Source organism: Thermococcus celer Vu 13 = JCM 8558 (assembly GCF_002214365.1).
GTDB lineage: Archaea > Methanobacteriota_B > Thermococci > Thermococcales > Thermococcaceae > Thermococcus > Thermococcus celer.
Genome location: NZ_CP014854.1, coordinates 724,043 through 746,009 on the forward strand (window position 1 = coordinate 724,043; position 21,967 = coordinate 746,009).

Annotated in this window: 19 protein-coding genes, 1 tRNA gene and 2 pseudogenes; 12 read left to right on the forward strand and 10 right to left on the reverse strand. The window is 57.8% G+C overall.

Annotated elements, in window-relative coordinates:
- Positions 1-14: 14 nt before the first annotated feature.
- From A3L02_RS03985 to A3L02_RS04010, 6 genes are all read left to right on the forward strand, one after another.
- Entirely contained in the window at positions 15-761 is a 747-nt protein-coding gene (locus tag A3L02_RS03985; protein ID WP_088862730.1) for a uracil-DNA glycosylase family protein, read from the forward strand.
- Positions 749-1,630, forward strand: a complete 882-nt coding sequence (cbiB, locus tag A3L02_RS03990; protein WP_088862731.1) for an adenosylcobinamide-phosphate synthase CbiB — start codon at positions 749-751, stop codon at positions 1,628-1,630. Before A3L02_RS03985 ends, cbiB begins: the two co-directional genes overlap by 13 nt.
- Positions 1,615-2,628 carry an aminotransferase class I/II-fold pyridoxal phosphate-dependent enzyme gene (locus tag A3L02_RS03995; RefSeq protein ID WP_088862732.1) on the forward strand — a complete coding sequence of 338 codons (1,014 nt, stop codon included), beginning with the start codon at positions 1,615-1,617 and terminating at the stop codon, positions 2,626-2,628. The genes cbiB and A3L02_RS03995 overlap by 16 nt, the downstream gene beginning before the upstream one ends.
- A 180-nt stretch (positions 2,629-2,808) precedes the next feature.
- Positions 2,809-3,360: a hypothetical protein gene (locus A3L02_RS04000; protein WP_088862733.1), complete on the forward strand. Its 552-nt coding sequence runs from the start codon at positions 2,809-2,811 to the stop codon at positions 3,358-3,360.
- Positions 3,361-3,367: 7 nt separating this feature from the next.
- Positions 3,368-3,799 (forward strand): hypothetical protein, encoded by a 432-nt coding sequence (locus A3L02_RS04005; RefSeq protein WP_088862734.1) that lies wholly within the window; start codon positions 3,368-3,370, stop codon positions 3,797-3,799.
- Between the two features lie 203 nt (positions 3,800-4,002).
- Complete coding sequence (locus A3L02_RS04010; protein WP_088862735.1) at positions 4,003-6,675, forward strand: valine--tRNA ligase; 2,673 nt, start codon at positions 4,003-4,005, stop codon at positions 6,673-6,675.
- Positions 6,676-6,743: 68 nt separating this feature from the next.
- Here A3L02_RS04010 and trm10 read toward each other — a convergent pair whose 3' ends face one another.
- Positions 6,744-7,856 (reverse strand): tRNA (guanine(9)-/adenine(9)-N1)-methyltransferase, encoded by a 1,113-nt coding sequence (trm10, locus tag A3L02_RS04015; protein WP_088862736.1) that lies wholly within the window; start codon positions 7,854-7,856, stop codon positions 6,744-6,746.
- An 87-nt stretch (positions 7,857-7,943) separates the two neighbouring features.
- Between trm10 and A3L02_RS04020 the strand changes: the two genes are divergently transcribed.
- On the forward strand, positions 7,944-9,431 hold the full coding sequence (locus A3L02_RS04020) for an ArnT family glycosyltransferase (protein ID WP_237268639.1): 1,488 nt from the start codon (positions 7,944-7,946) through the stop codon (positions 9,429-9,431).
- Positions 9,432-9,809, forward strand: coding sequence for an EamA family transporter (locus A3L02_RS04025; RefSeq protein WP_088862738.1), 378 nt, complete (start codon positions 9,432-9,434; stop codon positions 9,807-9,809). It abuts the gene before it with no gap.
- A 17-nt stretch (positions 9,810-9,826) separates the two neighbouring features.
- Here the strand turns inward: A3L02_RS04025 and A3L02_RS04030 are convergent.
- The 3 genes from A3L02_RS04030 to A3L02_RS04040 form a co-directional block, all read right to left on the reverse strand.
- Positions 9,827-9,904, reverse strand: a tRNA-Glu gene (locus A3L02_RS04030).
- A gap of 18 nt (positions 9,905-9,922) precedes the next feature.
- Positions 9,923-10,693, reverse strand: coding sequence for an anaerobic ribonucleoside-triphosphate reductase activating protein (locus A3L02_RS04035; protein WP_088862739.1), 771 nt, complete (start codon positions 10,691-10,693; stop codon positions 9,923-9,925).
- 30 nt (positions 10,694-10,723) lie between these two features.
- On the reverse strand, positions 10,724-12,574 hold the full coding sequence (locus tag A3L02_RS04040; protein WP_088862740.1) for an anaerobic ribonucleoside triphosphate reductase: 1,851 nt from the start codon (positions 12,572-12,574) through the stop codon (positions 10,724-10,726).
- Positions 12,575-12,768: 194 nt separating this feature from the next.
- On the opposite strand from A3L02_RS04040, the gene trm5b reads away from it, so the two are divergent.
- A complete protein-coding gene (gene trm5b / locus A3L02_RS04045) occupies positions 12,769-13,764 on the forward strand; it encodes a tRNA (guanine(37)-N1)-methyltransferase Trm5b (RefSeq protein WP_088862741.1) in 996 nt (331 codons plus the stop codon).
- 201 nt (positions 13,765-13,965) lie between these two features.
- Here the strand turns inward: trm5b and A3L02_RS10330 are convergent.
- From A3L02_RS10330 to A3L02_RS04060, 3 genes and pseudogenes are all read right to left on the reverse strand, one after another.
- Positions 13,966-14,269 (reverse strand): annotated as a pseudogene (locus A3L02_RS10330) (MjaI family restriction endonuclease).
- A 112-nt stretch (positions 14,270-14,381) separates the two neighbouring features.
- Positions 14,382-15,707 carry a TldD/PmbA family protein gene (locus A3L02_RS04055; protein WP_088862742.1) on the reverse strand — a complete coding sequence of 442 codons (1,326 nt, stop codon included), beginning with the start codon at positions 15,705-15,707 and terminating at the stop codon, positions 14,382-14,384.
- A 10-nt stretch (positions 15,708-15,717) separates the two neighbouring features.
- Entirely contained in the window at positions 15,718-17,085 is a 1,368-nt protein-coding gene (locus tag A3L02_RS04060; RefSeq protein WP_088862743.1) for a TldD/PmbA family protein, read from the reverse strand.
- Positions 17,086-17,215: 130 nt separating this feature from the next.
- Between A3L02_RS04060 and A3L02_RS04065 the strand changes: the two genes are divergently transcribed.
- Positions 17,216-17,560 (forward strand): cupin domain-containing protein, encoded by a 345-nt coding sequence (locus A3L02_RS04065; protein ID WP_088863826.1) that lies wholly within the window; start codon positions 17,216-17,218, stop codon positions 17,558-17,560.
- A 2-nt stretch (positions 17,561-17,562) separates the two neighbouring features.
- Positions 17,563-18,258 carry a cysteate racemase gene (locus tag A3L02_RS04070; protein ID WP_088862744.1) on the forward strand — a complete coding sequence of 232 codons (696 nt, stop codon included), beginning with the start codon at positions 17,563-17,565 and terminating at the stop codon, positions 18,256-18,258.
- On the opposite strand, the pseudogene corA reads toward A3L02_RS04070, so the two are convergent.
- Positions 18,255-19,234: pseudogene (corA, locus tag A3L02_RS10515) on the reverse strand (magnesium/cobalt transporter CorA). The gene A3L02_RS04070 and the pseudogene corA overlap by 4 nt on opposite strands.
- Before the next feature lie 139 nt (positions 19,235-19,373).
- On the opposite strand from corA, the gene A3L02_RS04080 reads away from it, so the two are divergent.
- On the forward strand, positions 19,374-20,567 hold the full coding sequence (locus A3L02_RS04080) for a redox-regulated ATPase YchF (protein ID WP_088862745.1): 1,194 nt from the start codon (positions 19,374-19,376) through the stop codon (positions 20,565-20,567).
- Here the strand turns inward: A3L02_RS04080 and A3L02_RS04085 are convergent.
- On the reverse strand, positions 20,554-21,489 hold the full coding sequence (locus A3L02_RS04085; RefSeq protein ID WP_237268642.1) for an endo alpha-1,4 polygalactosaminidase: 936 nt from the start codon (positions 21,487-21,489) through the stop codon (positions 20,554-20,556). The genes A3L02_RS04080 and A3L02_RS04085 overlap by 14 nt on opposite strands.
- Positions 21,489-21,947 (reverse strand): class III signal peptide-containing protein, encoded by a 459-nt coding sequence (locus tag A3L02_RS04090; RefSeq protein WP_088862747.1) that lies wholly within the window; start codon positions 21,945-21,947, stop codon positions 21,489-21,491. Before A3L02_RS04090 ends, A3L02_RS04085 begins: the two co-directional genes overlap by 1 nt.
- Positions 21,948-21,967: the final 20 nt, after the last annotated feature.

Genomic DNA, 21,967 nt, shown 5'->3' on the forward strand with positions numbered 1-21,967 from the left:
ACTTTTTATCCATTATGTTCCTCAGTTTCAGAAAGCTCCGGAGAATCGGCGGAGTTTACCTAAACCCCGACAATCTCAGGGTTATGCCCCTGGCCATCAGGGACTGGAGGGACTTTCTGGCTCTGGACGAGAAGACCTACGGGACCTACGCGAGAACGATATACAACCCGCGGGAGCGCTTCCTCGTCGTTAGCGAGGGGGACAGAAGAACCGCGGAGGAACTCGAGTCCCTCTACCGGGAGTTCCTGAGGGAGCCACTGAGGTTCTGCCGCAGGGAGTACCACGAGTACCAGCTCGAGATTGGAGAGTTCGAGGGACTGCCCTTTGCCAGCGGCTGGGCGGGTTCCGGCGTCGTTCTAATCGGCGAGGCACCCGGGAGGAAAGGCTGTGGGAAGACGGGGATACCCTTCTACCGGGACGCATCCGGCATGCTCCTCAGGAAGACGCTCTTCGCCCTGGGCGTCAACCCGGACTTCGTCTACATAACCAACGTCGTGAAGTGCAACCCGCCGGGCAACAGGCTGAGGGGCTTCGGGGAGGGAGCGCTTGAGCTCCTTCGGCGGGAGCTGGAGATCGTGGGGCCGAAGGCCATCTTCGCCGTCGGGAAGACCGCGGAGAAGGCCATGAAACGGCTCGGCTTCGGGTTCACCTACCTGCACCATCCCGCCTGGTACGTGCGGAGGGGTGTAAGGGAACCGAACGGGGAGCTCGTTGAGGAATACTCAGCGGTTAAGGAGGTTTTCGGGGAATGGAAGCTTTAGTCGTCTTTGCCCTCGCGCTCCTCTGGGACCTGCTCCTGGGCGAACCGCCCTCTTTGGTCCACCCGGTAGTGTGGTACGGCAAAATAGTGGGCTTTCTCGATAAGCGATGGAGGAGGGGCCCGCTCCCGGACTTCTTTGCGGGAACCCTGCTGACGCTGGTTGTGGTGGCCTTCGCGCTCGCCCTCTCGCTTCTGCCGTTCCGCCTTCCCCCTCCGCTCAGCTACGCGTTGGCGCTCTACTTCCTCAAGAGCTCCTTCGCGGTAAGGAGTCTCCACGAGCACGTGGCGAGGACGGTAACGGACGACCTCGGCGAGAAGAGAAAGGCCGTCTCGATGATAGTGAGCAGGAACACGAGGGAGCTCGATGAAACTCATTTAAACTCGGCGGCGATAGAGAGCCTCGCGGAGAACCTGAACGACTCGGTCGTCGCCCCGCTGTTCTACTTCCTTCTCCTCGGCCTTCCCGGGGCCATGGTCTACCGGGCCGTTAACACGCTCGACGCCATGATCGGCTACAGGAACGAGCGTTACGAGTTCTTCGGCAAGTTCGCTGCGAGGCTGGACGACGTCCTCAACTTCATCCCGGCCCGCCTGACGGTTCTCCTCTACCTGCCCTTAGGCTGGAGGAGGGTTCTCGGGCATTACCGCCTCGCCCGCTTTAAGATCAACTCGGACAAGCCCATCGCCGCCATGGGCGCCGTTCTGGGCGTCATGCTCGAAAAACGTGGAGTCTATCGCTTTCCCGGGCGGGAACCGACCAACGACGACATAAAGCTGGCGTTGAGGGTTTACAGGATTGTTGTTGCAGAATGGATCCTCATCGTCGCTTCAATCATCGCAACGGGGGTGTGTCCATGCTTGAACCTTTGAGATTCTCGACCTACCACGGGGGTGCGAGGGAGGAGGGTTTACTCGACTTCTCTGCCTCACTGAACCCCTACGAACCCGAATGGCTCGGGGAAATGTTCGAACGCGCCGGGGAGATAAGCAACCGCTACCCCTACTACGAAAGCCTTGAGAGGGAGCTCGAGGCACTCGTCGGCGAACCGCTGACAGTGACGGCCGGTATCACCGAGGCGCTCTATCTCCTCGGCATACTAACCTTCGCGCGCGGGGGCTTCAAGAAGGCGATAATCCCGCGCCACACCTACGGCGAGTACGAGAGGGTCGCGAGGCTTTTTGGGGCGGAGGTCGTCAGGGGACCCAACGAACCGGGGGAACTGGCGGGGCTCGTCGAGGATGAATCCGTGGTCTTCTTCTGCAACCCCAACAACCCTGACGGGAGGTTTTACAGGGTTAAAGAGCTCAAACCGCTCCTCGACGCGGTGGAGGAGGAAAACGCTCTCCTCGTTCTGGACGAGGCCTTCATAGACTTCGTTCGGAGGCCGGAGAGCCCGGAGGGAGATAAAATAGTCAAGCTGAGGACCTTCACCAAGAGCTACGGCCTGCCAGGGATAAGGGTCGGTTACGTCGTGGGCTTTAAGGGGGCATTTAGAAGCGTGAGGATGCCCTGGGGCATAGGCTCAGCGGGCGCGGCCTTCCTTGAGTTTCTCCTCAGGGACGGCTTCGAGCACCTGCGGAGGACGATGCCGCTGATATGGCGCGAGAAGGAGAGGCTTGAACGGGCCCTCGGGGTTGGGAGCGACGCCAACTTCTTCGTCAAGCGCGTTGGGGACGCGAAAAGGTTCGTCGAGGCCATGAAGGAGAGGGGCATCCTCGTGAGGGACTGCGGGAGCTTCGGTCTGCACGAGTTCGTCCGCTTCTCGGTCAGGAAGCCGGAGGAGAATGAGGTGCTCATCGAGGCGTTTCGGGAAGTTGAGAACGTCTTTGAGCAGGAGCGGGGAAATTACAGAAAGTCATTTAGATAATTTGACTTAGGTTAGTCTAAAAATCGTTGGTGTTATTTTCGAATTTATGGGGCTGAAGGATTGAGGTAAGTTCCTTTAAGCAGAGCTAAGGAGTACTTTAGATCACAACTGATCGATAACTTGAAGTAATCGATGGGCAAATAATTTGAAGGAGGTTTAAATTAGAAGGAGGTTTAACCGGTGTACGAGGACTTCACCGTGCCCAGCAGACTCCTGCTCCTCTCCTTTGCACCTATTAGGGACCACGAGGGAGTGATCCACTCGGGGGAGGCGGTCTTCCTCGTGGAGCCGCTGAACGTGAGGGTAAGCGTTTTCGTCCCGCTGGGGGAGCAGGCAGAGGAAATCTCAAAACTCGAGGGTCGATACGTGGATATGGACATCGAGCCGCTGGGTTTTAAGGCTTTTAACGCAGAGAACCCCGGGAAACCGCTCATAGCCCGGGAACCGCCGGATTCCGAAACCGGTGCGGAGCGCTACCGCCTCGTGGGTCTCTTCAGGATCTTCGAGCCCGAGGGAGGAATATTCGAATGCGGGAATCTCAGGTTCCCCCTCTACGGGCAGATGGAGGCCCGGAACGGGAGGAGGTTTTTCATACGGGATGCCCTCAGGATAGACATCTCCGAAGTGGACTGGCTCGAGAGGCTGGAGCCCGATACAAGGCCCGCGAAGAGCGTGTGGGTCGAGCTCAGGAGGGTCAGGTTCTACGGTTACCTGATGGAAGGGGAGGGGTGACGGAGGCGTGGACGCTGTGATAAGCAGGCTCAAACTGCTCTCTCTACACCCCTTCACCGATTACAGGGGGATGGTTCACTCGGGGGAGGCGGTCTTCCTCGTGGAACCGGTTGGGAAGGCGATGGTGATTTTCGTTCCCGATTCAAGGGACGTTTTGAGGCTCGTTGGCCGGGAGAACTCGTACGTGGACGTGATTATCGATCTACAGTACTCCCGGGCCACGAGACCCGCGCGAGAAAGGAGGTTCGAGATAGAGGAAGAACCACGGAACGGGGGCCTTCCGAAGTACCGGGTCGTTGGGCGCTTCAAAAAGGTCGAGGGGAACTGCGGGGTGCTCGAGTGCGGGAACCTGCGGTTCGAGAAGTGCTTCGACGGCGGGGGCGGATGGGTCGAGGAGGTGGGGGCCCTGTTCTACGCCCATCTGCCGGGGGAGGATTGAAAGGCAGGGCACCCCAAACTTTTTAAACCCCTGCCCACTTCTATACGCTGGTGGTGCCTATCGTCCACCGTAACGCCGATTCCGACCCTTAGTTTCGCGTTCCGCGCTTCTCGGTTAGCCCGCGCTCCGGCACCGCCATCGCCAAGGTTTTTAAAAGTCCCTTCTGAGGTTAGTCCATCTTCAGAAAACGGAGAGGTGGTAACATGCTTCCCAAGACCTACGAGCCCGAAAAGATAGAGCCGAAGTGGCAGAAGTTCTGGCTGGACGAGAAGGTATACAAGTACGAGCTGGACGAAAAGCGGCCGAGCTACGCGATAGACACGCCCCCGCCGTTCACGAGCGGAACGCTCCACCTCGGCCACGTGCTCAGCCACACCTGGATAGACATAATCGCCCGCTACAAGAGGATGACAGGCTACAACGTGCTCTTCCCGCAGGGCTTCGACAACCACGGGCTTCCGACCGAGCTCAAGGTCGAGAAGGAGTTCGGAATCGGCAAGGACGAGCCCGAGAGGTTCCTCGAGAAGTGTGTCGAGTGGACCTGGCAGGCCATCGAGGCCATGCGCAACCAGTTCATAAGGATAGGCTACTCCGCCGACTGGGACCTCGAGTACCACACGATGGACGACTACTACAAAGCCGCCGTCCAGAAATCGCTCCTCGAGTTCTATAAGAAGGGCATGCTCTACCGCGACAAGCACCCGGTCTACTGGTGCCCGCGCTGCAGGACGAGCCTCGCCAAGGCGGAAGTGGGTTACGTCGAGGAGGACGGTTACCTCTACTACATCAAGCTCCCGCTCGCCGACGGTTCCGGTCACGTCCCCATAGCCACGACGAGGCCCGAGCTCATGCCTGCCTGTGTGGCCGTCTTCGTCCACCCGGACGATGAGAGGTACAAAGAGGTTGTCGGCAAGAAGGTGAAGCTCCCGATATTCGAGCGCGAGGTTCCGGTTCTGGCCGATAAGGACGTCGATCCATCGTTCGGAACGGGAGCGGTCTACAACTGTACCTACGGTGATGAACAGGACGTCGTCTGGCAGAAGCGCTACAACCTGCCCGTCATCATAGCCATCAACGAGGACGGGACTATGAACGAAAACGCCGGGCCGTACAGGGGCCTCAGGACGGAGGAGGCGAGGGAGGCCATCGCGAAGGACCTCGAGAGGATGGGCCTGCTCTACGACAGGAAGAGGATACACCACCGCGTGCTGAGGCACACCGAGAGGAGCTCCTGTATGGCGCCCATCGAACTGCTCCCCAAGACCCAGTGGTTCATCAAGGTGAGGGACTTCACGGACGAGATAGTCAGGGTGGCCGAGGAGATAAACTGGTACCCGAGCGACATGTTCCTCCGCCTGAAGGACTGGGCCGAGTCGATGGACTGGGACTGGGTAATAAGCCGCCAGAGGGTCTTTGGAACGCCCATCCCCTTCTGGGTATGCAAGAACGGCCACGTGATCCCAGCCAGGGAAGAGGACCTTCCCGTCGACCCGCGCTTTGACAAGCCCCCCGTCGATAAGTGCCCCGTCTGCGGCGCCGAACTCGAGCCCGTAACCGACGTCCTCGACTGCTGGGTCGACTCGAGCATAACGCCGCTTATAATAAGCAGGTGGCACGAGGCCATCAAGGGCAACGAGGAGGCAAAGCGCTGGTTCGAGCACAACTTCCCGACCGCGCTGAGGCCCCAGGGAACTGACATCATAAGGACGTGGGCGTTCTACACGATATTCAGGACGTACACCCTCACCGGCGAGAAGCCCTGGAACGACGTCCTCATCAACGGAATGGTGGCCGGCCCGGACGGCAGGAAGATGAGCAAGAGCTACGGCAACGTTGTCGCCCCGGACGAGGTGATTCCCAAGTACGGCGCCGACGCCCTCAGGCTCTGGACCGCCCTTGCACCGCCCGGAGAGGACCACCCCTTCAAGTGGGAGACCGTTGACTACAACTACCGCTTCCTCCAGAAGGTCTGGAACATCTACCGCTTCGCCGAGAGACACCTGTCTGACTTCGACCCGGGCAACGCCCCGGAGGAGCTCGAGCCGCTCGACCGCTGGATACTGAGCAGGCTCCACCGTCTCATCAGGTTCGCCACGGAGGAGATGGAGCGCTACCGCTTCAACCTGCTCACGAGGGAGCTTATGAACTTCGTCTGGCATGAGGTCGCCGACGACTACATCGAGATGATAAAGCACCGCCTCTACGGGGAGGACGAGGAGAGCAAGCTGAAGGCTAAGGCGGCGCTCTACGAGTTGCTCTACAACGTTATGCTCCTGCTCGCGCCCCTGACGCCCCACATAACCGAGGAGCTCTATCAGGAGATCTTCAGGAACCGCGTCGGTGCGAAGAGCGTGCACCTCCTCGAGTGGCCGAAGTACGACGAGGGCAGAATAAGCGAGGAGGCCGAGAGGCTTGGAGAGCTGGCGAGGGAGATAATCGGCGCCATGAGGCGCTACAAGAACGGTCACGGCCTGTCCCTTAACGCCAAGCTCAAACACGTGGCCATCTACGCCACCGAGAGCTACGGGGCATTAAAGAGCATCGAGGGGGACATCGCGGGAACCATGAACATCGAGAGGCTCGAGATCATCAAGGGCGAGCCCGAGCTCGAGGAGCGCATCACGGAGATAAAGCCCAACTTCAGGACGGTCGGGCCGAGGTACGGAAAGCTGGTGCCGAAGATAACCGCATACCTCAAGGAGAACGCGGTGGAGGTCGCGAAGTCACTTAAGGAGAACGGAAAGGTCGAGTTCGAGGTCGACGGGCAGAAGGTCGAGCTCAGCAAAGACGACATCGTCATCAGGAAGGCGGTGTTCAGCGAGGGTGAAGAGGTCGAGACCGCCGTTGTCGGGGACGCGGTGATAGTGTTCTTCTGATTCCCCGCCTTTCCCCCGGTTTTCTTTTGCTTCCCGTCTCGTTTGAATTTCCACTTATACGGAAGGATTCAGCAGTTGTAGCACAGCATCGCGGCCTTTTTGAGGAGGATGACGCGGTGGAGCTTTCCGTTTATCACCCGAGGGTTCGATATCTTGTTCAGGTGGTGGATCCGTCTCCGCTCGAGGGCCACCAGGTCGAGCTCTTGCAAAACCTTAACGAAGTCCTCCCACCGTATCCTTAGCCAGCGTGAGTACTCGTCGAAGAGCTCCTTCTCGACGACCCGGTAGGTTTTGCCGTTGATTTTGTAGCGAATCGCCCGCCGCGGAAGTTCCTTCCTGAGGCGCCAGCGGGCGTGGAGCGGCTCCTGGAACCCGTAAACGGCCTCGTCCATCGACTTCCCTTCCACCATCATGGCGAGGATTATCCCGACGATTCTGTTTATCCTGTCCGGGACGCCGATGACGTCCCCCTTCAGGACTATCTTCCGCCTGCGGACTTTAATTCCCCCTCTCTCGAGTTCCTCGCCTATTTTCGGTGTGGCCCCCCTCTTCTTTCCGGAGGTGTCAACTATGCCGCCTATGACGAACGCTTTGGCCCTGAGGTCGTCCTCGCCTAAAACCTCGTCCGCCCAGGGGTCGAGGAGGACGACCTCGTCGATGCCGTTCTCCTTCAGGAACTCAGCAGTGGAACCTTCGTAGGCCGTTATCCTGTCGAGTGGGCCGTAGAAGAGCCTCTTAAACTCCTCGTTGGCGGGGGCGACGACGAGCTCCCTCCCCGTGAAGCGCTCCTTCAGGAGACCGTAGCTCTGGATCACCTGGAGGCATACCTTGCCCTTTTCCTTTTGAGTGTGCTCCCCCCAGAGCGAGAGGTCGATCACGAAGCGGGGCCACTCCGGGAGCCTTGAGCGGAGCTCCTCCGGAGAGAGAACGATCTCGAATTTCTCCGCCATGCAGAGGGGCGCGTAGGCGTAGTGGGAGCCTTCCACGCGGTTGCCGTTCAGGTCCCAGGCGACCGAGGTCTTCTCCGGAACGCGGAAGATGGCGCCCTTGCCGTTGATCATCTCAAGCGCGACGTCCTGGAGTTTGTTCCTTGACTTCCGGAACCGCTTTGAGAGCACCCCGAAGCTCTCGATTCCCCTCTCCCTCAACGCGTCCCTGAGAACATCGGCGAGCGTTTTCATGGTCATCGGTTGGGGGTCGGACTGGGGTTTAAAAGGTTTGCGCGGTTTGGGCCAAGTTTTTAATACTTTAATCCCAGTTCGCCTGTGATGAGGTCAAAGAATGAAGGTTTCAAGGGTTTAATGGAGCAGGAGCTAACCGTGCTTTTGGCCTACCTTCTTGGCTTAGCCGCCCTCATAACGTTCCCCTACTTCCTGACCCGTAGGACTCCTCCCGGTTACATTATCGGGGGTGACACCCTCGTCCACGCCGCGATCTCAAGGGGGATACTCCTCGGGAGAAACCCCTTTCTCGATCAGACCTACAACGTTCCGCCCAACTGGTACCCCTTCCTCTATCACCTCATCGTGGCAGGAACCTCAAAGGTTTTGGGGTTCTCAATAGAGGAGAGCATGATATTCCTCCAGGTGGTGTTCACGATCTCCATGCTTCTCGTTGTTTTCTACGTGGCCAAAGAGCTGTGGGGAGGGCTGGCTGGAATCGGGGCTATGGCCCTTTCGTTTCTGCTTTTGACTGCACATAGATACCCGAACCCCAAGGAACTGGCTCCGTTGCTCGGTCTCATCTCTTTCTTCCTCTTCGCAAGGTCGAGGTTCTGGCTCTCCGGGCTCGCCATGGGGTTCGCGTTCTGGACGCACTTCGGGTTCGTTCTCCCGATCGCTGGCCTTCCTTTGGTTATGTTCATGATCAAGCGCGATAAACGCTATTTGATCCCCCTTCTTGTCTCCTTCCTTGTATTCCTGCCGTTCGTAATCAACGCAGCGCTCCACGCCCAGAATCCACCCCGAATAGAAGACATATACCGATTCTGGGAGACCGATACACCTGAGAAAAAGCTTCTTAGCCTTATGCCATCCCTTTATCTCCTTCCTTTTGTTGGCGTTGGCCTGTTAAAGTGGGCCAGACGGAGAGATCCTTACGCTGACGAACTCCTGATCTTGATTGTCCTAATCTGGCTCGCGAGACTCTCTCCCATACTCCTGAAGCCATTTGGAATCGAGCTCTGGTCGTCCAGATTCACCGGACTTCTCCCTTACTCCTACATCCTGCTGTCGGCTTACGGCATCTCGGGGGTTGATGTCTCCAGCATTAAAGTTAAAGCCGTAGTCCTCGGCACTCTGCTTATTGTGCTCCCGCTTGCGGGGGCATTGAACTTTTGGGACTCCGTGAACGGTGATGGCTTCGTGAAGGTATCGGAGATGGATTTCGATCACTACTATCCACCGGAGCATTTCCCTGAAATCGCCAGTTGGATCATCCAGAACACCGGGCGCGATGACGTTGTGGCGACCAGTGAGGAAGCTGGGATGATGCTAAACGCCATGACGGGCAGGCCGATAATTGCAACGCTCTACGGACACGGCAACGTCTTCCTCAACAACGAAAAACGAAGACATGACCTTAGAACATTGTTCGCGGGGAACTGCAAGGAGAAGGAATCGGTAATAAGAAGGTACAGAGTTAAGTACATAGTAGTTGACCCATTCGTGCTTCAAAAGTGGGGAAGGACTAACATGTCGTGCGTCGCCCATCCCGTTTATACTGTGGGAGATGTGGTAGTTATGGAGGTGAGGTGAGTGAAGCTCCTGTCGTATGGTGTTTTGGGAACCTGCATACTGATCAGCGGTGTTACCCCCATACTGTTCAAGGTGGGGATGAACGCGGTCGGAAGTCTCGATACCATGGACCGGCTGTTGTCCCTCAGGACGGTTAAACTCGTGCTCTCCAATAAGTACATCCTGGCCGGCATCGCCCTTTATCTGGGATCCTCGATCCTGTGGCTAATTGGCCTCTCGATGCTGGATGTGAGCCTGATGTATCCTCTTTTGAGCCTGGCCTACGTTGTAACCACCGTGCTGGCGGTTTTGGTTCTCAATGAACCGGTGAGAATGAGCCGCTGGATGGGGGTGATCCTCATAATACTCGGAAGCATCCTGACGGGGCTTAACAGGTAGTAAATTCGGCAGAATTCTGGTGCCCCGGCCGGGATTTGAACCCGGGGCGCGGGCTCGAAAGGCCCGCATGTTTGACCGGGCTACACCACCGGGGCAGTGGCGCGTCCACTCTCCTAACCCTTGGCAGGACTTAAAAGTTTTTCGGTATTGTCATGGGAGAGAGTCCGATTTAGCACCAAACGTACGCCGTAACGCCTCAGATGTTGGCGTATAACCTCAAGCTCTCCGTTTGGGGAGCAATGAACACCGCACCACCCTTCATCCCTCGGGGAGACCATTGGGGGACCTATCAGGGGGTTCAGAACCACGTAGAAATCCCCGTGTCCCTCGAGATGGCCGAGGGCCTCGTCGATGTACCTCAAGACCTCGCCCGCGGGGAAACCCCTGGGCACCGGGATCCTGAGTTCCAGGGGAATCGAGCTGTCGGTTATAATGTCGAGACTCCGGAGGAAAAGCCCCCAGAGTTTCCAGCTTACCTCTTCCGGGAGCCCGTAGAGGTGGAACGGCGGGGATTTCAGGTCGGTGGCCACGTGGTCAATCAAACCCTCATCCACAAGCTTTCGCAGGGGCCCCACGAGCGTTCCATTAGTGTTCAGGCTGATCCTAACGCCGGTTTCCTTGACCTTCCTCAGCAGGGGCACCAGCTCCCGCCACTGGAGGAGGGGCTCTCCCCCGGTTATGTGCAGGTAGTCGATCAGAAATGCGCTTTCCCGCAGGTCTTCCATGAGTCGGGCCTCGTCCAGCCCGGTGCACCCTTTCCCTTCAGCTATCACCCAGTTGTGGCAGAAGGGGCACTCCAGGTTGCACCCGCAGAGCCACAGGGTGAAAGTGACTTTTCCGTGGACGTCCACCATACTGACGCTCTTCCACCCTGCCGTGAGCATGGGCATCACCCGACCAAAATTCATAGGAAATCAGGGGGAGTAGTGCCTCCTCGTCCAGAACTCCCTCTTTCTGAATGGATTCCAGTTCCTCAACGGCCTGTAGTAACCGATTATCCTGCTCCATATCTCCACGCTATCGCTCCCGCAACGCGGACAGTGGGTGTAGAGGCCAGTCGTCGAGTATCCACATCCGTTGCACACCGTTACCGCAGGGGTGTAGCTCCAGTAGACGAGCTCCGTTTTAAGAAGCCGTTTGGTGAGCCTCGCCAGGGCCTCCGGGTCGGGTTCCTCTCCGAGGAATATGTGCATCATGACTCCACCGGTGAAGGTCTTCTGGACCCTCTCCTCTATCCGTATCCTGTCCGCCAGCTCGAGCTCCCCGTAGTAGGGGGCTATGCTCGTTGAATAGATGGGGTTCTCCACGTCTGTGAGGTAGTCTTTAAGGTCGGGGAACTCCCTCAGATCCTTTATCGCGAGCTTTGCCGCGGCGCTCTCACCCGGCACTTCCTCCACGTTCCAGGGGGTTCCCTCCTCCTTCATCCATGTCCTTGCCCTCTCCGTGGCAAACTCCACCATTTTAGCCATGAGCTCCGTGGCTCTGGCCCACTCCTTTCTCGTTCCCTCCGTCCACAGCTCGGGGCTGTTGAGGTAGATGGCCGCGGCCTCCGGGAGTCCCAGAATGCCTATTGTGTTGAAATGACTCGACGGGAACTCCTCGAGGTATCTCAGTATCATCCCGTACACCAGGGGGTAGTTGGTTAAAAGCCTAACATAACGCTCGCGGAACCACGAGGTGGTATCGTGTGCCATCGACAGGGTTCTCTCGTACTCCTCCCAGAATCTATCGTCGTCGCCCTTCGATTTGAGCGCCAGCCTCGGAAGGTTCACGGTGGTCACGTTCACGGAGCCGGTGATGTCGGGCATCGCCCAGAGACCCCCGAAACGCTGACGTTCCATCCGTTCCATGGCCGTTTCTTCCACACCCTTTCCAATGCCGAAAGTGTAATCCATCTCGTTCTTGTCTATCACGATCCTGCAACACATGGCGTAGCTCGCATCGGGGTCAACAACGTTTGTGTTGAGCCAGTAAAAGCTTCCCCGCTTGGCGGCGGTTGTGAAGACCGCTTCGAAGACCTCCGGATCGTTCCAGATCATATCCGCGGTCGTCATTATGGTGGGTATCGGGAAAGTGAAGGGCTGACCCTTCGCGTCGCCCTCTTTTAGGACGTTCGTCAGCGCTATCACGAACTTCTTCGCTTCCTCCTCGTACTCTCCAAGCGGCGCGATGTTTTTGCCTCCGTAAACCGCGTAATCGCCTTCCAGCATCTTCCGCGGGGCGTCCAGTGTCATGGTGAAGTTCGTGAAGGGGGTTTGCATGCCGATCCTCGACGGGTAATTCAGGTTGAAGACCAGCCTCTGTATCTGCTGTTCTATCCGCCGCTCATCCAGGCCGTCCTTCCTGATGAAGGGCCCGGCGTACCATTCCACGCTCGAGAGCGCCTGTGCCCCGGAGAAGTAGTGTTGCATGGTTACGAGGTAGTTGGCCACGTGATCCACGAAGGTATCGAAGTGCCTGGCGGGCCTGGAGCTCACGGTGGGTGTACTGAGGCCCCTCTCAAGGAGCCTGGAGACACTGTGTCCCGAACAGTAGGGTATGTAGAGGCTGTAGGGCAGTTTGTGGATGTAAACGTCGCCCCCGGAATGTGCCCGCAGGTACTCCCCTGGAATCAAAGAGAGGTGTTCCTTCAGGGCACCCTCCATAACGTGGGCGAAAAAGCCTGTGGGCCCGGGATATCGGTTCGCGTTCTCCAGAACGTCCAGACTGCCCCACCTTGAGTATTCCGCCATAACCCCATCAAATGCCTTTGGCTCCTCGCTCATCGTTCTCACCTATTGGATATTTTATCCAGATAGTAGGGGAGGCGAGAGGTTAAAAATCGTTTCCATTTACTCATGCTAATAGTTGACAACGGCCCGAGAAATCCTTGAGGAAATGACGGTTATGGATGCCAAGCTCGTAACCGCACACGTGCAAACACGCAAACTTTTTAGACTCAACTACCGCCATACCCTTGATGATGGGGGTTAGGGTCCACAGGCGGGATGGGGAGAGGGTAAGGAGACTGCTCGCAGAGCTCGGTCTCCTGGATACTGGGCGTAAAATCAGGAGAGAGGGTGAATTTTTGATCTTCCCCGTAAAAGGGCCTATCGAAGGGTTCGAGATCGTCGAGACGGAGTTCGAACCCGCTGAGAGGAGAGCCCACAGCTACCGCGAGGTCGTTGAGGTTCCGGAGGAACTGAAACCCCTCCTCCCGAGCTCCTTCGACGTAATCGGGGATATAGCCATAATCGAGCTCCCCGAGGGGCTGATGGAATACGGAAAGGCCATCGGCGAGGCCATCCTAAAGGTCCACCGCCACATAAGGGCCGTCTTCGCCAAGGGGGGTAAAGTCTCCGGCGAGTACAGGGTTAGAGAGCTCGTTCACCTCGCGGGAGAGGAAAGGACCGAAACCCTCCACCGCGAGAACGGAATAAGGCTGAGGCTCGACGTTTCCAGGGTTTACTTCTCCCCCCGCCTGGCAACGGAGAGGATGAGGATTTTTAGAAAATCCCGGCCGGGAGAGGTTGTATTCGACATGTTCGCGGGCGTCGGTCCCTACTCGATACTCCTGGCGAAAAAAGCTGAACTCGTCTTCGCCTGTGACATCAACCCCTGGGCCGTCCGCTACCTCGAGGAGAACGTAAGGCTGAACAGGACTAACAACGTCGTGCCCATCCTCGGGGACGTTCGGAAGGTCGCGGGGAGAGTCGAGGCCGACCGCGTCGTAATGAACCTCCCCAAGTTCGCGGACCGCTTCCTGCGGGAGGCGATGCTGAGCGTCAGGAACGGTGGCATCGTCCACTACTACGGCTTCGGCCCCGAGGAGGATCTCTTCTCGGAGCATGAGGGGAAGATAAAGGCCGTCGCCGGAGAGCTGGGGTTTGGGGTTGAGATCCTCGAGAGGCGAAAGGTCCGCCCATACGCGCCGAGGCAGTTCAACATCGCGGTGGACTTCAGGGTTCTGAAGTAGCGTTTCGCCGAAAAGCGTGGATTAAATCAGACTGTGGATGAAGTCTGAACTACCATTTAACAGATCGTCAAGAGCTTAAACCTCACCTCCCTAAGGAGATACATCGTGTCCTTATCCCAGGAGGAATAGCCTGCATCAACATCGGCGATGCGACAAGAAAGCTCAACGGAAACTTCAGGTTGTTCCCGAATCACGCTAAGATCATTGAACATTTTGAGGATATTGGAGTAGGTTATCAAGTAACCTTCGAGTTTTTCGGGCAGATGTTTCTCCTGTTTTGAGGTAGGTTTCCGGTTTTATTGAAACAGGGATTCTCTGCTCTCCAATTATGATGAATCCATCGATTCCCTTTGACTCGTCCTTGGGTTTGGCGGGCTCGTAACTCCCATTGAGTTCCTCTGCGACCTTCTTTAGCTTCCTCGATCGCTTCTGGATGCTTTTGCAGGTACCATTGCCTCCACTCCTCAAAAGTCCCGCCGCTCTTCTTGAACTCCTTAAATATCACCGGTTATGAAATAGGATGGGACGATTAAAATAGGTTACGTCCTGAGCGCTACCCGGAGAGATACTTAACAGACCATAAAAGCGAATAATAAAAAGAACACAAAGGCCAAAAATCACTTCCCGGCTATCCTCACGTTCTCGAACCTCACGAAGGGCGTTATCATGGTCGTCATGAAGGGTATCACCGTCTGCTCCCTCGAGGCCTCGCTCGCCTCCTTAAGCAGGTCGTAGACGTTTCCCGCCATGAGGAAGACGCTCGCGCCCTTGACCTCGCCGTCCTCGATGAGGAAGGCCGGGTTCGCCGTCACCGCGAAGTTCCCGTTGTCCGGGTTGCTGGAGTGGGCCCCCTGGAAGCCGTCCACGAAGTAGCCGCGGTCGATCTCGGCTATCATGTCCTCAAGGGAGCGCTTTCCTTTCTCTATGACCACGTTGTGGAAGCCTATGCTTATCCCGCCGCTTCTAAGGTCGCGCTTTCCGTTTCCGGTGCTCTCCGTGCCGTGGACCTTCGCCCAGTAATTGTCCCAGACGAAGCCCCTGAAGGTTCCGTTTTCGATCAGAACGTTCTTCCTCGTCGGCACTCCCTCGCCGTCGGCTATCACCGGCTGTATCGAGAGCTCGTGGAACGGGTCGTCGTACATCGTGAGGGTTTCGCTCGCTATCCTCTCACCTATTCTTCCGGCGAGCGGCGTCGTCTCCTTCACCAGCCTCTCACCGCTGAAGGCCGGGAGGAGGGCGTAGCTGAAGAGCCCGGCGATGGCCCAGGGCCCAAGTATCACCGGAACCTCCTCGTTCTTGCTTGCTTTCACGCTGTAAGCCCACTTGACCTTCTGGACGGCCTTCTCCACGATTCCCTCGACGTCGAGGTTCAGGTCCCTTCTCGCGTCGAAGTCGAAGATTCCAGGGGTCACGACGTCCCCTTTCCTTCCCACGAGCTCGAGGAACAGGAAGGCCGCGCCGCCCTCCTGCGAGACGTCTACGCCATGGGAGTTGACGATACGCTCCTCCCTCCAGGAGACGCCGCCCTCTCCTCCCGCGACGACCGCGTTTGGGTCCTTCTCGCGGGCGAGCTTTATGCCCCGAACGAGCATCTCAACGAGTTTGTCAGGAGAGGCTTCCTTAAGCTCGTAGTTCGGCTTCGGCGCTTCCCTGTACTTCCCTGGATCGGGGAGGGAGACCCACTTCTCGTCCGGGCTGTTGAGCCTCGCCATCTCCCTCGCCAGGTCTATGGCCTTCTTCACCCTCTCCGGCTCGTCGCTGTCGATGATGGCAAGGCCGAGGCGCCTGTTCTTTATCCCGCGGATTACGGTCACGGCCCCGCCCCTCGTGGAGGCCATCGATATCTCGTTGAGCTCGACGCTCGCGCTAACGTCCCTTGAGCGGTAAACTGCAATCTCGAGCTCGTCGAAAAACCTCTCGCCGTACCTTATCAGGTTCTCCATCTTCACCACCTCACCCGATGAGGATTCCCCCGTCGAAGCGCATGTGCGGGCCGCCCGAGCTGACGAAGGCCGTCTGTCCCTTTCCGCAGAAGCCCGTCTCGATGCCGAAGTCCTTTCCGACGGCGGATATCTTCCTGAGGGCCTCGATGGCCACCCCCGTTATGGACGTGTCCCTTATCGGCTCGGCTATCTCGCCGTTCCTGATGACGTAGCCCTCCTGGACGCCGACCTGGAAGGCGCTGTTGAGCTGGGCCTGGCCGCCGCGGAAGTCCACCACGTAGTAGCCGAACTTGATGTCCTCGATGAGCTCCTCGAAGGAGTGGTCGCCGGGCTCGAAGACCGTGTTCCTCATCCTGATTATCGGCGGGTAGCGGTAGCTCTCGGCCCTCGCGTGACCGTTCGGCTCCATGCCCCACCTGTGCGCGTACTCGCGGTTGAGCATTATCTCCTTCAGCACGCCGTTCTCGATGATGTGGATGTCCCTAACCGGAACGCCCTCGTCGTCGTATTTGTCGTTTCCGAAGCCGCCCTCGACGTAGCGCTCGCTCATCGTCACGTACTCGGGCGCTATTTGCTTCCCTATGAGGTCCTTGAAGGGCGAGTTCACGGTCAGATCCGCCTCGGCCAGATGTCCGAGGGCCTCGTGCGCTATGATGCCGACTGTTATCGGCCCCGCGACTATCGGGAACTCGCCGCGCTTCGGGGCAACGCCCCTTAGCTGGCTGTGCATCTTCCTCAGCAGTCTCTCGGCGACCTTCTCGTTCGGCTCCTTCTCGGTCATGAGCTCCCAGCCGTAGTCAACGGCCCCGATGCCGTCCCTGGCCATCGCCAGCTTTCCGTCGGCCTTTCCTGTAACGTACGTCCCCTGGTAGAGGTAGTTGTAGTCCCACTCTATCCTCGTGCCCTCGCTCGTCAGCAGAAGCTTTTTGCCGCCGCCGTCCTCGTACCTCACCTGGACGCTCTTGACGGCCTTGTCCTCCTTGAGAAGTTTCTCCAGCTCGATTAGGTGGGCGACCTTCTCCTCGACGTCAACCTCCCGCGGCCTGACCCTCATCCTGCTGACCACGAAGTCCTGGACCGGCTTCACCTCGGCCAGCTCTATCTTCTCCTTCTTCGTCTCCGCGGCCGCCCTCGCCAGCTTGTAGGCCTCCTCGATCTTCTTCTCGAGGTTCTCGAGTTGGGTGGTCGACGCGAACCCCCAGGCGCCGTCCGCCAGAACGCGTATGGCGACGCCCCTGTGGAGCTTTCCCGTGAAGCTCGTGAAGACACCGTCCTTGAGCCCGAGGGTGGTCTTCCTCAGGTCCTCGTAGCGGAGCTCCACGTACTCGGCCTTCAGGTTCTCCTCCGCCCAGCGGAGAGCGTTCTCCAGCTCGTCCATGGTCACCACCGTTTTCATCCGTTCATCGGTGCTTCCGCTTTGAACTATAAAAGTCTTTTGAGCATTTAGATGGCGGTCGAAAGAGAAAGCTTTTCAATCGTCTTTGGGTATTCCTATGTGGGGGGAAGAGATGAAAGCCCATATCAAGAACCTCATCGACAGGGGGACCTATCGGAAGCTCCCACTCTTCGAGGGCGAACTGCCCGAGGGGAGCTACGCCCAGATCGTCGAGGTCAAGCCGGGGCGGACGGTTGGGAAGCACTACCACCTGCGCCAGTACGAGCTGTTCTACATAATGAGCGGCGAGGCGAGGCTCGGGATAGGCGAGAGGGAGTACATCGCGAGACCCGGCGACGTCTTCCTGGTGAAGCCAAAAACGGTTCACTGGGTGATCAACGAGAGGGACGAACCCTTCAGGCTCTTCGTGGTGAAGCTGAACTACCGCGGCGATGACTCCGTGTGGCTGGGGGAATAGCGATGCCCGAGAGGACCATCGGCATCCTCGGCGGAATGGGGCCTCTGGCAACGGTCGAACTCTTCAGGCGGATAGTGGAGAAAACGCCCGCCAGAAGAGACCAGGAGCACCCGAGGATCATAATCTACGACAACCCGAAGATACCCGACAGGACCGCCTTCATCCTCGGGAACGGCGAGGACCCGCGGCCCGAGCTCATCGACTCCGCCAAAAAGCTCGAGAGCTGGGGGGCTGACTTCATAATAATGCCCTGCAACACGGCCCATTTCTTCGCCGAGACGATTCAAAGGGCGATAAGCATCCCTCTCGTCAGTATGATAGAGGAAACGGCGAAGCTCGTGAGGGAGCTGGGGTTGAGGAAGGTGGGCCTCCTCGCCACCGACGGCACCATCAAGGGACTCGTCTATCACAGGGCCCTCCTCAACCACGGCATCTCCATAGCCGTTCCCGGAAGGAAGGATCAGGAGCTCGTGATGAGGGCGATATACGATGGTGTGAAGGCCGGAAACGTCGAGCTGGGAAGGGAACTCCTCCTGAAGGTCGCAAAAAAGCTCGAGAAACGCGTAGACGGAATGATAGCAGGATGCACGGAGGTCAGCGTTGCGTTGAGGCCCGGGGATCTGAGCGTTCCCCTCATCGATCCCCTCGACGTGGTGGCGGAGAAAGCGGTGAGGCTCGCCCTCGGCGAGGAGTTCTAAAGCCAGCCCTTTCTCCTGAAGTAGGCGAGCATTCCGACGGCTATGGCGAGCATCGTGATGAGAACGAGCGGATAGCCGTACCTCCAGTAAAGTTCGGGCATGTAGCGGAAGTTCATCCCGTAGAGCCCGGTTATGAAGGTCAGCGGGATGAATATCGTCGAGACCACCGTGAGTATCCGAATTATGTCGTTGGTCTTCATCGAGATGGTAGAGTAGTAGAGCTCTATCAGACTGCCGGCGAGCTCTCGCTGGCCCTCGAGTACCTCAAGGACTTCAAGGACGTGGTCGTGGAGTTCCCCCACGTAGTTCCGGGTTTCCTCGCTGAAGAACTCCTTTCCCTCGAGTTCAAGCTTCCTGAAGGCCTCCAGCAGGGGAAATATCGTGCGGCGCATGAAGAGCGTCTGCCGCCTGAGGTTGTGTATCCTCCTTAGAACGCCTTCGTCCCCCCGTGAGAGTATCTGCACTTCGAGTTCCTCCATCTGGAGCTTATGCGCTCTATTATCGGGACGTAGTTCTCAACGACCGCCTCGAGGAGGGCGAAGAGCAGGTAATCCGCCCCACTCTCCCGCAGGAGACCCTCGCCCTCCCTTATGCTCTCCCGAACGGGGTTGAAAACATCGCCCCGTCTCTCCTGGATCGTCACCACGATGTTGTCCTTCAGTAAAATTCCTATCCTTTCCCTCTTCAGGTTCCCCTCCATCTCGTACACCTGATGGAGGAGGATGAACAGGTAATCCGGAAACACGAAGACCCTGGCACGAGATCCTGCCTTCCCGAGGTGCTTGATCGGCCGCTCGTGGACGCCAAGGACTTTAATGACGTCCTGGAGAAGGGAGAGGGTGTCAACGTTAACCCAGACGACATCGTATTCCCCAATCTTCAGGGCCTCGCTCAGGCTGGAGACCTTCGCGCTGGTGAATCTATCCTTCGAGTAGGCGATGACGGTTATCGTGGGGTTCTCGGGTTTATCGTTCATTCTACCACCTCACGTATGAAACCTCTGTTTGGGATGAAAACTTCCCCGCACTTCATCCAACACGAAAGGGGCCTGCGATTGGTTATGATTTCGGCCGAAACCCCTTAAAACCTTCCCGCCAACTTAGCCCGGTGGTGGCATGGAGATAGGAGTCGTTGGAAAACCAAACGTTGGGAAGTCTACCTTCTTCTCGGCGGCAACGCTCGTCGACGTTCAGATTGCCAATTACCCCTTCACGACCATCGACGCCAACGTCGGCGTAACCTACGCGATAGCCGAGCACCCCTGCAGGGAACTCGGATGCACGCCGAACCCCCAGAACTACGAGTACAGGGACGGAAAGGCGCTGATCCCGATAAGGATGATAGACGTCGCCGGCCTCGTGCCGGGGGCCCACGAGGGACGGGGGCTCGGCAACAAGTTCCTCGACGACCTCAGGATGGCCTCGGCCCTGATCCACGTCGTCGATGCCACGGGTAAGACCGACGCCGAGGGCAACCCCGTGGAGCACCACGACCCGGTGGAGGACATGGAGTTCCTCGAAAAGGAGATAGACTACTGGATATACGGCATCCTGAGGAAGAACTGGGAGAAGTTCGCGAAGCGCGTCAAGCTCCAGCACCTCAAACTGGCGGGGGCCATCGCGGACCAGCTGACCGGGATAGGCGTCACGGAGGAGGACACCCTCGAGGCCATCCACAGACTCGGCCTGAGCGACGACCCAACGGAATGGAGCGAGGAGGATCTGCTCGCCTTCGTCCGCGAGTTGAGGAAGGTGAACAAGCCCATCATCATCGCCGCCAACAAGGCGGACGCGGCCGCCGACGCCCAGATAGAGCGCCTCATCAGGAAGGGGAAGAGCAGGGGCTACATAGTGGTTCCAACCTCGGCGGCGGCCGAGCTCACCCTCAGAAAGGCCGCGAAGGCAGGCTTCATAGACTACGTTCCCGGCTCGAGCGACTTCAGGATCCTGAAGCCGATGAGTGCCAAGCAGGAGAGGGCCCTGCAACTGATAAAGGAGAGGGTTCTCGACAGGTTCGGCTCCACGGGCGTGCAGGAGGTCATAAACAGGGCCACCTTCGAGCTCCTCAACCTCATCCCGGTCTATCCTGTCGAGGACGAGCACAAGCTCACGGACCAGTTCGGCAACGTCCTGCCTCACGTTCACCTGCTCCCCAAGGGCTCTACGCCCCGCGATTTGGCCTACAAGGTCCACACGGACCTCGGAAAGACGTTCCTCTACGCGGTCAACGCCAGAACCCACCGGCGCGTCGGGGAGGACTACGAGCTAAAGTTCAACGACATCATCAAGATCGTGGCTACCGCAAGATGAAGCGGCCGAGCAGTATCAGCGGAAGGAAGAACGCCGGCCCGCAGACGGCCTTTCCGTTCTTACCTTTGGGGCTCTCCTGAGGTGTACGGTTCACGGTACCGGTCGCGTGAGGTTCACAGGGGTCGAAGCCCATCCGCTGAAGGCTTAGGTCGGCGAGGTAAACCTCGGAGACGTTGTACTCCTTCGCGTACCCGCATATTAGCTTTGAGAACTCCTCAACCTGGGATTCGTCCGCCAGGTTGGCGTAACTCAGTGCGAGTATCGAGACGTTGAGGGATCTGAGCCTTTTAACCTGATCGAACTCCCATTGAAGGTCGCTCCCATCGAAAACCGCGTAGCGGCCGCTCGAAAAGTCGTAGTAGGTCACGAAGTCCTCGAAGAGGACGTGGTCAACGTACGGGGCTATCCCACTGGCTATCGAGAAGCCCCTGTTGGCGATTATCGTGATGTTCGGATAGCGCTCCCTGATGGCCCTCACGAGGTCGACCATTCCCTCCTTTTTGTCCGGGTACTGATCCACGTAGTCGAGGTTGTCGAGGAAGACGCCGTTAAAGCCCCTGGAGAGGATGTAAGGGACCGCCCTATCCAGGATTACACGCCTCCATTCGGGCGACGAGAAGTCCACCACCCTCTCGTCCCAGTTCGAATCTTTTCCGATAATTAAGTTCTCAGAAACGTCCTTCGCCCACGGTTCCCAGCCGCCGATGGTGGCGAGGCTGACATAGCCGACGACGGTGTGGTTGCGGGAGAGCTTCGAAACGTAGGTTTCGTCCACGGTGGGGGAGAGGATTATCACATCGAAGCTATTCAGTTTGGAGTACACCGACGAATTCATCTGACCGTAGTAGACCGCGAAGCTCGCCGAGGCGAGTGGCGTGAAAACCAAGGCGAAGAATAAAACGAAAAACCGGATCCGCTTCATCATATCAGCCTCGTCCAGACGGTAACCTCTATCCTGCAGGGAAATTCCTTCCTGTAAACGGGTGTCCAGTAGTTCGCCCAGTAATTCACCGGCTCCAACGAACCGTGCTCACCTGAAGCTGGGTTGGGGTGTGTAATCGGCCCCTTACCGGCAACGTCCTTTAAGGAGCCGAAGCAGACCAGCTCGACATTTGCTCGGGTAATGGGCTTCTTGAGGGCCCATATACGATACAGAACCTTGTACGTGCCGTCAGTGCTGTTCTCTTCAACCCAGGCTTCAACCTTGAAATTTCCTCCATCATACACCACAGGGGTTCGGGTATCCGGAAAAACGGTAAGTATCATTGGATGAGATATAGATATGCCCCCCAGGGCCCGGAATACCATCAGGACTATCACCAGCACGGCCGCTATCATGAATAGGTACTCGAGGGAGCCCTGTCCTTTGTTGATCCCCATTTTGACCCCTCGTGATGTTT

Excerpts from the sequence above, each read along its gene's own strand:
- A3L02_RS03985 (WP_088862730.1), top strand. The coding sequence starts at position 15 with ATGTTCCTCAGTTTCAGAAAGCTCCGGAGAATCGGCGGAGTTTACCTA.
- cbiB (WP_088862731.1), top strand. The coding sequence starts at position 749 with ATGGAAGCTTTAGTCGTCTTTGCCCTCGCGCTCCTCTGGGACCTGCTC.
- A3L02_RS03995 (WP_088862732.1), top strand. The coding sequence starts at position 1,615 with ATGCTTGAACCTTTGAGATTCTCGACCTACCACGGGGGTGCGAGGGAG.
- A3L02_RS04010 (WP_088862735.1), top strand. The coding sequence starts at position 4,003 with ATGCTTCCCAAGACCTACGAGCCCGAAAAGATAGAGCCGAAGTGGCAG.
- trm10 (WP_088862736.1), bottom strand. The coding sequence starts at position 7,856 with ATGAAAACGCTCGCCGATGTTCTCAGGGACGCGTTGAGGGAGAGGGGA.
- A3L02_RS04020 (WP_237268639.1), top strand. The coding sequence starts at position 7,944 with ATGAGGTCAAAGAATGAAGGTTTCAAGGGTTTAATGGAGCAGGAGCTA.
- A3L02_RS04035 (WP_088862739.1), bottom strand. The coding sequence starts at position 10,693 with ATGCTCACGGCAGGGTGGAAGAGCGTCAGTATGGTGGACGTCCACGGA.
- A3L02_RS04040 (WP_088862740.1), bottom strand. The coding sequence starts at position 12,574 with ATGAGCGAGGAGCCAAAGGCATTTGATGGGGTTATGGCGGAATACTCA.
- trm5b (WP_088862741.1), top strand. The coding sequence starts at position 12,769 with ATGATGGGGGTTAGGGTCCACAGGCGGGATGGGGAGAGGGTAAGGAGA.
- A3L02_RS04055 (WP_088862742.1), bottom strand. The coding sequence starts at position 15,707 with ATGGAGAACCTGATAAGGTACGGCGAGAGGTTTTTCGACGAGCTCGAG.
- A3L02_RS04060 (WP_088862743.1), bottom strand. The coding sequence starts at position 17,085 with ATGGACGAGCTGGAGAACGCTCTCCGCTGGGCGGAGGAGAACCTGAAG.
- A3L02_RS04065 (WP_088863826.1), top strand. The coding sequence starts at position 17,216 with ATGAAAGCCCATATCAAGAACCTCATCGACAGGGGGACCTATCGGAAG.
- A3L02_RS04070 (WP_088862744.1), top strand. The coding sequence starts at position 17,563 with ATGCCCGAGAGGACCATCGGCATCCTCGGCGGAATGGGGCCTCTGGCA.
- A3L02_RS04080 (WP_088862745.1), top strand. The coding sequence starts at position 19,374 with ATGGAGATAGGAGTCGTTGGAAAACCAAACGTTGGGAAGTCTACCTTC.
- A3L02_RS04085 (WP_237268642.1), bottom strand. The coding sequence starts at position 21,489 with ATGAAGCGGATCCGGTTTTTCGTTTTATTCTTCGCCTTGGTTTTCACG.
- A3L02_RS04090 (WP_088862747.1), bottom strand. The coding sequence starts at position 21,947 with ATGGGGATCAACAAAGGACAGGGCTCCCTCGAGTACCTATTCATGATA.